The organism is Salinihabitans flavidus, from assembly GCF_900110425.1.
In the GTDB taxonomy this organism is placed as follows: Bacteria; Pseudomonadota; Alphaproteobacteria; order Rhodobacterales; family Rhodobacteraceae; genus Salinihabitans; species Salinihabitans flavidus.
Genome location: NZ_FODS01000022.1, coordinates 22,262 through 34,790, shown reverse-complemented (window position 1 = coordinate 34,790; position 12,529 = coordinate 22,262). Strand labels below are relative to the sequence as shown.

At 62.4% G+C, this 12,529-nt stretch carries 13 protein-coding genes; 7 read left to right on the top strand and 6 right to left on the bottom strand.

Going from position 1 to position 12,529, the window contains the following annotated elements:
• Window positions 1-36: 36 nt before the first annotated feature.
• Complete coding sequence (locus tag BMW66_RS15460) at window positions 37-942, bottom strand: LysR family transcriptional regulator (protein ID WP_093119804.1); 906 nt, start codon at window positions 940-942, stop codon at window positions 37-39.
• A gap of 219 nt (window positions 943-1,161) precedes the next feature.
• On the opposite strand from BMW66_RS15460, the gene BMW66_RS15455 reads away from it, so the two are divergent.
• On the top strand, window positions 1,162-1,506 hold the full coding sequence (locus BMW66_RS15455; protein WP_093119802.1) for an antibiotic biosynthesis monooxygenase family protein: 345 nt from the start codon (window positions 1,162-1,164) through the stop codon (window positions 1,504-1,506).
• A 33-nt stretch (window positions 1,507-1,539) separates the two neighbouring features.
• Here the strand turns inward: BMW66_RS15455 and BMW66_RS15450 are convergent, their stop codons facing one another.
• The 4 genes from BMW66_RS15450 to BMW66_RS15435 form a co-directional block, all read right to left on the bottom strand.
• A complete protein-coding gene (locus BMW66_RS15450) occupies window positions 1,540-3,567 on the bottom strand; it encodes an NADPH-dependent 2,4-dienoyl-CoA reductase (protein WP_093119801.1) in 2,028 nt (675 codons plus the stop codon).
• A gap of 169 nt (window positions 3,568-3,736) precedes the next feature.
• Window positions 3,737-4,030, bottom strand: a complete 294-nt coding sequence (locus tag BMW66_RS15445) for a hypothetical protein (protein WP_093119799.1) — start codon at window positions 4,028-4,030, stop codon at window positions 3,737-3,739.
• Window positions 4,031-4,047: 17 nt separating this feature from the next.
• Complete coding sequence (locus tag BMW66_RS15440; protein WP_093119798.1) at window positions 4,048-4,425, bottom strand: hypothetical protein; 378 nt, start codon at window positions 4,423-4,425, stop codon at window positions 4,048-4,050.
• Between the two features lie 14 nt (window positions 4,426-4,439).
• Entirely contained in the window at window positions 4,440-5,213 is a 774-nt protein-coding gene (locus BMW66_RS15435; protein WP_093119796.1) for a DUF6478 family protein, read from the bottom strand.
• Window positions 5,214-5,464: 251 nt separating this feature from the next.
• On the opposite strand from BMW66_RS15435, the gene BMW66_RS15430 reads away from it, so the two are divergent.
• From BMW66_RS15430 to smpB, 4 genes are all read left to right on the top strand, one after another.
• Window positions 5,465-6,346: a CPBP family intramembrane glutamic endopeptidase gene (locus tag BMW66_RS15430; RefSeq protein WP_093119795.1), complete on the top strand. Its 882-nt coding sequence runs from the start codon at window positions 5,465-5,467 to the stop codon at window positions 6,344-6,346.
• Window positions 6,347-6,409: 63 nt separating this feature from the next.
• On the top strand, window positions 6,410-7,336 hold the full coding sequence (gene accD / locus BMW66_RS15425; protein WP_093119793.1) for an acetyl-CoA carboxylase, carboxyltransferase subunit beta: 927 nt from the start codon (window positions 6,410-6,412) through the stop codon (window positions 7,334-7,336).
• A 76-nt stretch (window positions 7,337-7,412) separates the two neighbouring features.
• On the top strand, window positions 7,413-8,684 hold the full coding sequence (locus BMW66_RS15420) for a bifunctional folylpolyglutamate synthase/dihydrofolate synthase (RefSeq protein ID WP_093119828.1): 1,272 nt from the start codon (window positions 7,413-7,415) through the stop codon (window positions 8,682-8,684).
• A gap of 350 nt (window positions 8,685-9,034) precedes the next feature.
• Window positions 9,035-9,517, top strand: a complete 483-nt coding sequence (gene smpB, locus BMW66_RS15415) for an SsrA-binding protein SmpB (RefSeq protein WP_093119791.1) — start codon at window positions 9,035-9,037, stop codon at window positions 9,515-9,517.
• On the opposite strand, the gene BMW66_RS15410 is transcribed toward smpB, so the two are convergent.
• Window positions 9,500-10,237, bottom strand: coding sequence for a hypothetical protein (locus tag BMW66_RS15410; protein ID WP_093119790.1), 738 nt, complete (start codon window positions 10,235-10,237; stop codon window positions 9,500-9,502). The genes smpB and BMW66_RS15410 overlap by 18 nt on opposite strands.
• A 207-nt stretch (window positions 10,238-10,444) precedes the next feature.
• Here BMW66_RS15410 and sseA point away from each other — a divergent pair, with 207 nt between their 5' ends.
• Window positions 10,445-11,302: a 3-mercaptopyruvate sulfurtransferase gene (gene sseA, locus BMW66_RS15405; RefSeq protein WP_093119789.1), complete on the top strand. Its 858-nt coding sequence runs from the start codon at window positions 10,445-10,447 to the stop codon at window positions 11,300-11,302.
• Entirely contained in the window at window positions 11,302-12,486 is a 1,185-nt protein-coding gene (locus tag BMW66_RS15400) for an amino acid aminotransferase (RefSeq protein ID WP_093119788.1), read from the top strand. The genes sseA and BMW66_RS15400 overlap by 1 nt, the downstream gene beginning before the upstream one ends.
• The last annotated feature ends 43 nt before the right edge of the window (window positions 12,487-12,529 follow it).

The following is a 12,529-nucleotide window of genomic DNA, read 5'->3' as shown; positions in this document are numbered from 1 at the left end:
GGCAAGGTGCGCCTTGGGTAAAAGCGCGAGGGAGAATTACCAGTCGGTCGACCCCTTGTCGGCAAAGGCATGAACCAGAAAGTCGATGAAGGCGCGGACCTTGGGCTGTGTGAAACGGCCTGCCGGATAAACCGCATAGATGCCTTGCGTCTCCAGCGGGAGATCGGGAATCGCATCCTCGACCAGCCCCTTGGCCATCGCGTCGGAGTAGAGAAAACTTGGCAGATAGGCGATGCCCAGTCCCGCGATTGCCGCATTGAGCAGCGATTGCCCGTCATTGACACTCAGCCAGCCGGCGGTGCGCACCTGACGCTTCTCGCCCGAGGGGGCTGTCAGTTTCCAGACCGAGCCGTTCGCCTGATTGGAATAGTGCAGTAGCTTGTGCTCATTCAGTTCGTCGATCTTTTCGGGACGGCCGAAGCGTTCGAAATATGCCGGTGAGGCGATCATCCGTTTCTGCGTCTCGGCGATCTTGCGGGCGCGCAGGGTGCTGTCTTCCAACTCGCCGATGCGAATGGCCATGTCGAAGCCTTCGGAGATCAATTCCACGAAGCGGTTGTTGAGCACCATGTTCACTGTGATGTCGGGAAACTCGGCGAGGAAATTGCCCAGAACCGGGCTCAGATGGTTGACCCCGAAATCCGTGGCCACGCTGATCCGCAATAGTCCCGAGGGGGCGGACTGCATTGAGGTCACAAGCGCATCGGCCTCTCCGGCGTCGTTGAGCACGCGGCGTGCGCGGTCGTAATAGGCCAGCCCGATCTCGGTCGGTGAAACGCGCCGTGTGGTGCGGTTGAGCAATCTCGCGCCAAGCCGTGCCTCCAGACTTGAGACATGCTTTGATACCGCGGACTTGGAGATTCCCATTTTGCGGGCGGCGTCTGTAAAGCCGCCCTGATCCACCACAGTGGCAAAGGCTTCCATTTCCGTCAGGCGATCCATTTGGTGACCCTTTGCATTCCATTCGTCAGGGATTGGTATGAGGTCGAAATCAGGCAGGATAGCGGCAAGGGGCGGACAATATTCGGGTTTTGTCTCGCATCGTTTGCGGCAGGGAAACGGCGCGCGCGCCCCGGACGGAGGCAGACAGGTGTTCGAAAGTGATGAATTTCCTTGTATCCGAAGGGGGCCGCCACGCATATCAAGTCAGGGAGGACAGACATGATCGCAATCATCTTCGAAGTACGCGTGCGCGAGGGTCGCAGGCCCGAATACCTCGATCTTGCAGCAGAGCTTCGCCAGCATCTTCAAGAGGTGGACGGGTTCATCTCTGTCGAGCGGTTTCAGAGCTTGACCGATCCCGAAAAGCTCTTGTCGATCTCGTTCTTTCGTGACGAGGAGGCTGTGCAGGCGTGGCGCAGACTTGCCGAACATCGCGTGGCGCAGGCGAGAGGCAGGGGCGGGATTTTCGAAGACTACCGGCTTCGCGTCGCGCATGTGCTGCGCGACTACGGGATGCATGAGCGTGCCGAGGCGCCGCGCGACAGTCTCGGGGCGCACGACTGATCGCGCCGACCGCGACCAGACAAACCGCGCGGATCAGAGCGTGGCGGCCAGCCGTGTGCCCTGATCAATCGCGCGTTTGGCGTCGAGCTCTGCCGCGACGTCGGCCCCGCCGATCACATGGGCGGTGATCCCGCGCGCCTCAAGCGCGTCGGCAAGCCCGCGTTCGGAGAGCTGTCCCGCGCAGAGCACGATGGTGTCGGCCTCGATCACGCGAGGATTCTCGCGCGCCTCGCCAAAGCTGACATGCAGGCCGCGTTCGTCGATCAACTCGTAATTGGCGCCGCTGATCATCTCGACGCCCTTCATGCGCAGGGATGCGCGGTGGATCCATCCCGTCGTCTTGCCCAGCCGCTTGCCCGGACGTTCGGATTTGCGTTGCAGGATGGTGACCTGCCGGGCGGGCGGGGACGGTTGGGGGCCTTCGGGCGACAACCCGCCGGGCGTTGCCTCCGGATCGCCCACCCCCCATTCGCGCATCCATTCGGGCAGGTGGTCGGTCGGGCTCTCGCCATCGTGGACAAGGTATTCCGCCACGTCGAAACCGATGCCGCCGGCCCCGACGATCGCGACCCGGGGGCCCACGGGGGCATGTGCCTTCAGCACATCGAGATAGCCCAGCACATGCGGCGCATCCTGTCCCGGAATGCCGGGATCGCGGGGCTGCACGCCGGTGGCGATCACCACCTCGTCGAACCCGTCGAGATCCTCCGCCGTCACCGTGCGGCCAAGTTCCCGCCTGACCTCGCTGTCTGCCAGCATGGTATCATACCACGCGACGAGGCCGTGAAACTCCTCCTTGCCGGGGATCTGACGGGCGAGGTTGAGTTGCCCGCCGATCGCCGCATCGCGGTCGAAGAGCGTGACATGATGACCCCGCTGCGCCGCCGTGATCGCGGCCGAAAGACCCGCCGGCCCCGCGCCGATGACGGCGATGCGCCTTGGCGTTGCGGTGGGAGTCAGCGTCAACTCCGTTTCGTAGCAGGCGCGCGGATTGACGAGGCAGGTTGAGATCTTGCCGCTGAAGGTGTGATCGAGGCAGGCCTGATTGCAGGCGATGCAAGGGGCGATGGTATTGGATCGGCCTTCGGCGGCCTTTCTGACGAAATCGGGATCGGACAGGAACGGGCGCGCCATGCTGACCATGTCGGCGCAGCCCTCGGCCAGAACCGCCTCTGCCACCTCGGGGGTGTTGATGCGGTTGGAGGTGATCACCGGGATGGAGACCTTGCCCATGAGTTTGCGCGTCACCCATGCAAAGGCGCGGCGGGGCACCGATGTCGCGATGGTGGGCACGCGCGCCTCGTGCCAGCCGATCCCGGTGTTGAGGATCGTCGCGCCCGCGGCCTCGACCGCGCGGGCCAGTTGCACGACCTCCGCATGGGTGGAGCCTTCGGGCACGAGATCGATCATCGACAGGCGGTATATGATAATGAAATCCTCGCCCACTGCCTCGCGGCAGCGGCGCACAACCTCGACCGGCAGGCGCATGCGGTTTTCATAGACCCCTCCCCAGCGGTCGGTGCGTTTGTTGGTATGGGTCACAAGGAACTGATTGAGGAAGTATCCCTCGGATCCCATGATCTCCACCCCGTCGTATCCGGCCTCACGCGCGCGGATGGTGGCAGTGACGAAATCGGCGATCTGCTTTTCGATCCCCTCTTCGTCAAGTTCGCTCGGCGGAAAGGGGGAGATGGGGGATTTCACCGGCGAGGGGGCCACGCATTCGGGGCTGTAGGCATAGCGCCCGGCGTGCAGGATCTGCATGGCGATACGGCCCCCGGCGTCGTGCACACGGGTTGTGACGATGCGGTGGTTGGCGATGTCGTCTTGCGAAAAGAGCCCCGCCGCCCCCGGAAACACTCCGCCTTCGCGGTTGGGGGCCATGCCGCCGGTGACCATCAGCCCGACCCCGCCGCGCGCGCGAGTGGCGTAGAATTCGGCGACGCGATTCCAGTCTTTCGTTTCCTCGAGCCCGGTGTGCATGGAGCCCATCAGAACACGGTTCTTCAGCGTGGTGAAACCCAGATCGAGCGGTGCCAGCAGATGCGGATAGCCTGCCATCGGTGCCTCCCTTGCGTTGCTCGACGCAGGATGCCTGCAAAAGGCGGGCGCGGCCATCCAAAACGCGGCGTCAGGCGCGGGCAAAACCGGGCGTGACCTTGCGGAACGCCTTCGGCGTGCAGGATATCTCGGTCAATTTCGTCCCGAAAATGCCCTCGGCGCACGGCCCTCAGTCGGTGTTGTCCACGATGAGCGGGGTTTCGAAATATTCAAAGCGCGGCCGGTCGCCGTAGAGCGCCTCCGCCTGATCGCACCAAGCTGTGTCGTGGGCGGCTTTGGCATCCTCCAGCGTGGACCAGAGATAGACGCCGCCGCCCCGCCCCTGCACACCGTCGAACAGGTAATATTTGCGCACAAGCGCCGTGTTCGCCCGCCAGCGCGGCACAGTCTTTTCGAAAAGCTCCAGCGCCCGCTGGCGCGTGGTGCCGGGGCGCAGGGCGAATGTGACGATCTCGGTGATCATGATGGGTCTCTGCGCTGTCACATGGTTTCGAGGCAATGGCGGCGGAAGGCGCGTTTGAGCATGTCCAGCTCCGCGCGCAGAAGTTCCATCTCGGCGCGGATGTCGTCGGCCAGCGCCTCGCCCGAGATCAGGGTGAAGGACTCCAGCGTCTCGCCCGCGGTCTTGTCGCGGATCAGGAAGGTTTGCACCCCGTCTCGTATCACCTCGACCGGGACAGGCACGCGCAATTGCCAGCCTTCCCCGTCAGGCGTCTCTTTCACCTGTACCCCGGTGATGGGTTTTTCGAGGTGCGTCACCTCGATATCCGGGCGCAGGGGGCTGTCTTCGCGGGCGTGCAGCACCCCTTCCCAGACGCCTTCGAAAAGCCGTGTCTTGGTTAGCGTGAACGCGGTCATGTCCCTCTCTCTCCCTACAATTCGGCGCGGGGGCGGCGGCTGAAGGTCACGTCGCGCAGGATGACCTGATTCAGTTCCGGACCCTCGAAAATAAGATCCATCCATGCCTTTTCGACCCGCTTTTCATTGAGCTTGGAATAGGCGAGGTCGAATTCGACCGTGATGTCCTCTTCGTGCAGGGGCAGCTCGCGCACGATCTGTTCGGTGTTGGGTCCGTGGCGGATGTTCAGGCGCGCAAAAATTTCCAGCGGCTTCTCCATTTCCACGATCGTGTCCATGCGAATCAGGTGCTTGCGCCGGAGCCCGGCCACGGCCTCGGGCGGCAAGTCGATGGCCAGTGACAGGAAGGAGCCGTCGAAGCGGAACACATCCATGCGCAACCCGAAGGGCGCGAGATCCTTTTCGCGCGTGTTGCGGATCTGGCGCAGGCTGAGTTCTGACACATGGCAGTCATGGAACAGTGTCACCTCATCGCCCAGCATCTCGCGGCTCTGAACCGAGGACATGCCGGAACGAGGCAGCGGCTCTCGCCAGAGCGCAGGCCGCCACGCCCAGTCGGTGCCATGCGGTTTTGGAAAGGCGTTGGACCCGATATAGGGAAGGGCGAGCCGGCTTTCGGCAACGGAAATGAGCCTGTCGAGATGTCGGCGCAGTCGCCGCGCGCGGCTTCGCTGTTCTCGCAAGGCGGCGATGTCCGTCTCTTCCGCCTGATGCGCGGCACTCGCCCAGTAGCGCGCCACAGCGGCCTGAAACACTTTTTGCAAAGGACCGCTTCGTGTCCGACTCATACCGTTGTCACCCTGCCAATTGCCTCACTTTTCGAAACGATATCTTATTCCCAACTGCTATTGTCTATCTGATTGGTTTCGGTTGACCAAATGGCGTAAGGCCATACCAGACACTGGGGCGCCCTGCGCCTTGAGTTAAACCTGCTTACCTTTCAGCCCTGCTTTGTCAAAGGAGTAGTCCACGGGTCCGCTTCGCACAAGTCTGGCGGGCCGGCCTTGCCCCTGCCCGCGCGTTGCGGCAAGGATCGCGCATGTATCGTTATCATGGACAATCGCAGCTTGCCGACCCAGCGCGAGCGTCGGCAGAACCCTGGCGGCTTGGTCTGGGGCTTTTGCTGGTCTGGCTGGGATACGTCGCCCTCGTGTCACTGGTGTTTCAGGGGCTGCGCGAATTGCCGGATGGTGAGGCGATTCTGCGTGAAGCCGTGGAAGGCAGCACGCCGCGGGGCGCGCTGACCATGCTGCTCAGCTTTGTCGCGTTGATCGTTGCGCTTCGGATCGTATTGGGCGCGCTGCACCGGCGCGGGCTGCGCAGCCTGACGGGTCCGCCGGGCATGGTCTGGCGCGATTTCCGGCGGGTGTTGATGTGGTTTTCCGGACTCTTGCTTGTCGCGATGCTGATCCCCGGCGGCGAGAGCATGAATCCCTCGCCGAATCTGCCGCCTGGCCGGTGGCTTCTTCTACTGCCGGTTTCGCTTCTGGCGGTCGTGATTCAGACCGGAGCGGAGGAGTTGATATTTCGTGGCTATGCGCAGAGCCAGCTTGCGGCGCGGTTCCGCTCGCCCCTGATCTGGATGGGTCTTCCGTCGGTGCTCTTCGGCGCGTTGCATTTCGATGTCGCAACATATGGAGAGAACGCCCCGATCGTTGCCGGGGGCGCCGCGCTCTTCGGACTGGCGGCGGCGGATCTGACCGCGCGAGCGGGCAACCTCGGTCCGGCGCTGGCGCTTCATTTCGGCAACAACGTCATGGCGTTGCTGCTGATTGCGATGGACGGCGCGTTTTCCGGGCTGGCTCTTTTTACGCTGCCGTTCGGGCCGCAGGACGGTGCAGCGCTGCGCTCTGCCTTGCTGGTCGATGGAACCTTCTTGTTCTGCACCTGGCTGGCCGCGCGCATTGCCATCAGGCGCTGATTGCAATTCGGGCCGGTGCGGATTATTTGAGGCCAATATCCGCAGAAACGCCAGGACCCGCGCATGAACTGGATCACGAACTATGTCCGTCCCCGGATCAACTCGATCTTCTCGCGCCGCGAGATGCCCGAGAATCTGTGGTCCAAGTGCGATGAATGCGGCTCGATGCTGTTTCACCGTGAGTTGAAAGAGCATCTCAACGTCTGCCCGCAATGCGGCCACCACATGGCGCTTCGCGCGCGCGACCGGCTTACTGCTCTGTTCGACGGCGGCTCCTATTCAGAGGTGGAGGTGCCCGCGCCGGTGGCCGACCCGTTACATTTCCGAGATCAGAAACGCTATCCCGACCGGATGAAGGCGGCGCAGAGGGCCACCGGAGAGAAGGAAGCGATGCTTGTAGCCGAGGGCGAGATCGGACGCACCCCCATCGTGGCGGCGGTGCAGGATTTCTCTTTCATGGGTGGCTCCATGGGAATGTATGTGGGCAATGCGATCATTGCCGCCGCTGAACGCGCGGTTGCGCTTCATCGTCCGCTGATCCTGTTTTCCGCCGCCGGAGGCGCGCGGATGCAGGAAGGTATACTGTCGCTGATGCAAATGCCGCGCACCACGGTCGCGGTGCAGATGCTCAAAGAGGCGGGCCTGCCCTATGTCGTGGTTCTGACCCACCCGACGACCGGCGGAGTCACGGCCTCTTACGCGATGCTGGGCGATGTGCAGATCGCGGAACCCGGAGCGCTCATCTGTTTTGCCGGGCCGAGAGTCATCGAGCAGACCATTCGCGAAAAGCTGCCCGAGGGGTTCCAGCGCGCCGAGTACCTTCTGGATCACGGGATGCTGGATCGCGTGACCCCGCGCCGCGACATGCGCGACGAGTTGATCACCATCACCCGGATGTTGCTTGACCTGCCGCCGCAGGTGAAGGGCGAGTTGCCCGCGCCGGAAAAAGAGGCTGTTCAAGAGGCCGACGACGCGCCTGAGAAGACCTGAGACCGACGCTGAACGCAGGCGGGCACTCCGCTGTCGAAACCGTCGCCTTCCTCCTTTAGACAGGATTGTCCCTGTGATCGCCCAAAGCTCGGATCTCATCCTCGACCGGATGATGGCACTGCACCCCAAGATCATCGACCTGACGCTTGACCGGGTCTGGCGCTTGCTGGCCGCTCTCGACAATCCGCAGGATGCGCTCCCGCCGGTCATCCATATTGCGGGAACCAACGGAAAGGGCTCTTCCCAGGCGATGATCCGCGCCGGGCTGGAGCATATGGGCAAGCGCGTGCATGCCTATACGTCGCCGCATCTGGCGCGGTTTCATGAGCGCATTCGGCTTGCGGGCGAGTTGATCAGCGAGGAACATCTGACACAGGTGCTTGACGAGTGTTACGCTGCCAACGATAGCGACAGCATCACCTATTTCGAGATCACGACCTGCGCCGCCTTTCTTGCGTTTTCCCGGACACCCGCTGACTACACCCTTCTGGAGGTCGGTCTTGGCGGACGGCTGGATGCGACGAACGTGATCGAAACGCCCGCGCTGACGATGATTACGCCGATCTCCATCGATCACGAGCAGTTTCTGGGCAATACACTGGCCCGGATCGCGGCCGAGAAGGCCGGAATTGTGAAGCGCGGGGTGCCTTGCGTTGTGGGACCGCAACCCGAAGAGGCCATGGAGGTGATCGAGGACCGGGCTGCGCGTCTTGGTGCGCCGCTGATCGCCTATGGTCAGCACTGGCATGTGACCACGGAACGCGGGCGGTTGGTTTACCAAGATGAACGCGGGCTTCTGGATCTGCCGATGCCGGCGCTTCCGGGTCAGCATCAGGTAGTGAATGCGGGAGCCGCACTGGCCGCGCTGCGTCATCTGGAATCCCCCGAAGAGGCCTGCGCGGCGGCAATGACCGATGCGGTCTGGCCAGCCCGGATGCAGCGCCTGTGGCGCGGGCCGCTCGCCGATAGCGCACCGGGGGTGGAACTTTGGCTCGATGGTGGGCACAACACGGCGGCGGGCGCGGCCCTCGCGGAGCATTTGTCAACTCTGCCCGCGCGGCCCACCTATCTTATATGTGGAATGCTCAACACCAAGGACATCGCAGGCTATCTGACACCGCTGGCGGCGCAGGCAGAAGGGCTGACGGCGGTTTCGATCCCGGGAGAGGCTAACACCCTGCCCGCGGAAACGACCGCGGCGGCGGCAGAACGTGCCGGTTTGCCCGCCACGACAGCCGGTGGTGTGCAGGCCGCGCTTGACGCGATCAGGGCGACGGCACCACAGGCGCGCGTGCTGATTTGCGGTTCTCTTTACCTCGCGGGGCGTGTGTTGCGGGAAAATGGATGACGGGCATTTTCAGATGCGATTTTTTTCGCGCACTAAGTCCTTGAAACGAATCGCTTCTCCGAATCGCCCGCACTTTGGAAGGGAGAATCGAATCGCCTGCCCTTGACTGATTCGCATTGCACTGCCTATAGTCAATGTATCGGGAATTTCTCAGCATTGGCAGGGGGATAGGGCACAATACGTGGCCCGATCCGAATACAGGCTCGGCAGGCAGACAAACAATCGGGGGGCGTTTCGGCGTCCCCCCAATAATGGTTCGTGGGGCCTGTGAGGCGATTGGTTCTCTGGGGGCGACGAATTAAAAGACCCCGATGGACAGGCGCGCCACGCGGATGTAAGCAACCCCGATCATGGCCAGCAGCAAAAAGCAGAAATCAGACCCGAACTACAAGGTGATCGCCGAGAACCGGCGCGCCCGGTATGACTATGCCATCGAGGACGACCTCGAATGCGGTATCGTGCTTCAGGGGTCCGAAGTGAAATCCCTGCGAGAGAACAGCGCCAATATCGCCGAAAGCTATGCCACTGTGGATCAGGGGGAGCTTTGGCTCGTCAACTCCTATATCGCCCCCTATGAACAAGCCATGTTCGGCCATGAGGACCGGAGACGCCGGAAGCTTCTGGTCTCACGCAAGGAACTGGCGCGGCTCTGGAATGCGACGCAGCGCAAGGGGATGACGCTGGTGCCGCTGGTGCTCTATTTCAATCACAAGGGGATCGCGAAGCTGAAAATCGGTATCGCGAAGGGCAAGAAGGTTCACGACAAGCGCCAGACCGAGGCCAAGCGGGACTGGAACCGGCAGAAACAACGGTTGCTACGTCAGGGCGGTTGAGCGTGCCTCATGCGTCGAAAGCCAAAGCGCGTCGACCTGCCGAAGCGCGACGGCGTCAAACCGATCCCTTTCCTCCCAATAACGACCCGAGGGCACATGGTAGCCAAGTGTCGCTTCGGCGGTGAGCGGCCCGGAAAGATCTGGACGCGGGGCGGGAGCGGCCATACTCAGCGCGGGCAGATCATGCGGATCGACGCGGGGGAAGGTCAGGCGGCTTTCGCCGGTCGAGAGATTCACACAATGGCACCCGTCCATTGCGGCGCAAAGGGCGAGGCGCGCTGATTTCGCCTCAAGGTTTTGCAGTGTGATATCGTCGCGCAGTGGATCGGCGGCGCCGGTGCCGTAAAAATGCGTATTGCCCTGTCGGGGATAGACCATGTCACAGCCGATAAACGCCATCACACGCGGCCGAAGCGCACCGAGCGCCCAATATCCCGCGGTAAAGGCCATGGTTCCACCGGCATAGACAAATCCGCCATAGCGGTTTTGCACCGGAACATAATCGGCCGCGGTGACGATCCGTTGTCGGGGGTCGCAAGCGGACGGGCGACGATCGGGTGGAAAATCTTCTGGATGTATCAGATGGGACCAGTCGGGCCGCACGCGCCATGCGTTGTTGATTGCGACGATATGCGTAACGGCGCTCACGTCCCAGTCGCGGCTGGCCACCGCGTTCGGCCCGCTTCCGAGTATGAGAACGATTCCGGCGGGGTCTGGCATATGTGGCGCTCCGCTGATGTGCCGTCCAGAGGATAGCGCGTTTCTCGATCTGGCAAGGGTGAAAAAAACGGCGCGTCGGTCGCGCGCGCACCACGGCAGGTTGCGCAGGCACTGGGACATCGCATCAGGCGCTCGCCGCGCCGCGTTGGCCTTGCCCTTCACTCGCCCCGGTAGTAGGCATGTTTCGGATTTCCGCAGGGGGGACCGATGTCACAGGATGATCCCAGAACGCTTGTTTCCACCGAATGGCTGGCCCGGCATCTCAAGGATCCCGATCTGAGGATTCTCGATGCGTCGTGGTATCTGCCGGATGCGGCGCGCGATCCGCGCGCGGAATACGAGGCCGCGCATATTCCCGGCGCGCGGTTTTTCGACATCGACGAGATTTCCGATCTGCGTTCCGACCTGCCCCATATGGTCCCGCCGGTGGAGAAATTCATGTCCCGCATGCGCGCCATGGGTGTGGGTGACGGGCATCAGGTGGTGGTCTATGATGGCGCCGGAATATTCTCGGCTGCGCGAGTCTGGTGGCTGTTCCGGCTGATGGGGCAGATGGATGTCGCCGTGCTCGACGGGGGATTTCCGAAATGGCAGGCCGAAGGGCGCCCGGTAGAGGACATGCCCCCTATCATCCGCGACCGGCATATGACCGTGCGGCGCCAGAATCACATGGTGCGCGATGTCACTCAGGTTTCAAGTGCCTCCAAGCTCGGCGATCACGAGATTATCGACGCGCGCTCTGCGGGTCGGTTTCGCGGTGAAGAACCGGAGCCGCGCGAGGGGCTGCGTGCCGGGCACATACCGGGATCGAAAAATGTGCATTATGCCAGCCTTTTCAACGAGGATAGCACGATGAAGGACGCGAACGCGCTGCGTTCGACATTCGAAGCGGCCGGGGTGGACCTGTCGAAGCCCGCCATCACAACTTGCGGATCGGGCGTCACTGCCGCGATCCTGAGCCTCGCGATGGAGCGTTTGGGCAAGTCCGACCATGCGCTCTATGACGGATCATGGACCGAATGGGGAATGTTCCCCACGGTCCCCATTGCCACCGGAGACGACTGATGTTCAGCAACCTCAAAGCCCAACCCGCCGACAAGATCCTCGAACTGATGGCGAAATACCGTGAGGATCCGCGGCAGACCAAGATCGACCTCGGCGTGGGCGTGTACAAGAACGCCGATGGCGTTACCCCGGTGATGCGCGCGGTCAAGGCCGCCGAAAAACAGCTTTGGGAAGAACAGACAACCAAGGCCTACGTCGGTCTCGCGGGCGACCCGGCCTATTCGGATGCGATGATCGGGCTGGTCCTGGGAGATGAAGTGGAGCGCGACCGGATCGCCGCCATCGCAACGCCCGGCGGCACCGGCGCAGTGCGGCAGGCATTTGAACTGGCGCGGTTGGCGAGCCCCGATCTGCGAGTCTTCGTTTCCTCCCCGACTTGGCCGAACCACCTGTCGATCCTGAACGCGATGGGGATCGAGACCGTGCCCTATCGTTATTTCGACGCCGAATCGCGAGCGGTGGATTTCGATGGCATGATGACGGATCTGGCCGGGATGCGGGCGGGTGATGTTGTGCTGCTGCATGGGTGCTGCCACAACCCGACAGGCGCGAACCTGAACATGAGCCAGTGGCGGGAAGTTGTGTCCCTTCTCAACAAGACCGGCGCCACGCCGATGATCGACATTGCCTATCAGGGGTTCGGCGACGGGTTGGAGGAGGACGCCGCCGCAACACGGCTTGTGGCCGCTTCGGTGCCTGAATGTCTGATCGCGGCGAGTTGTTCAAAGAATTTCGGCATCTATCGTGAGCGCACCGGAATTCTCATGACGATTTCGGAAAGCGCCGATTTGACACCTGTGTCGCAAGGCAACATGAACCATCTGAACCGACAAAGCTATTCCTTCCCGCCTGATCACGGGGCGCGGCTGGTGACGATGATCCTCAACGATGAGACGCTGCGCGCCGACTGGCAGCAGGAGCTGGAAGACGTGCGGCTCTCCATGCTCAACTTGCGCAAGCAACTGGCCGAGGAATTGCAGCGGTTGTCCGGCTCTGATCGGTTCGGCTTCATCGCGGAGCACAGGGGCATGTTTTCGCAGCTGGGTACCACCCCTGAGATGGTGGAAAGACTGCGCGCGGAGCATGGCATCTACATGGTGTCGGACAGCCGGCTCAACATCGCGGGGTTGAACCAGACGACGGTTCCGATTTTGGCCAAGGCAATCGTCGATACCGGGATCTGACGACACCACCGTAGATCGATGGACTGCGGGCGGCCGGATGGTG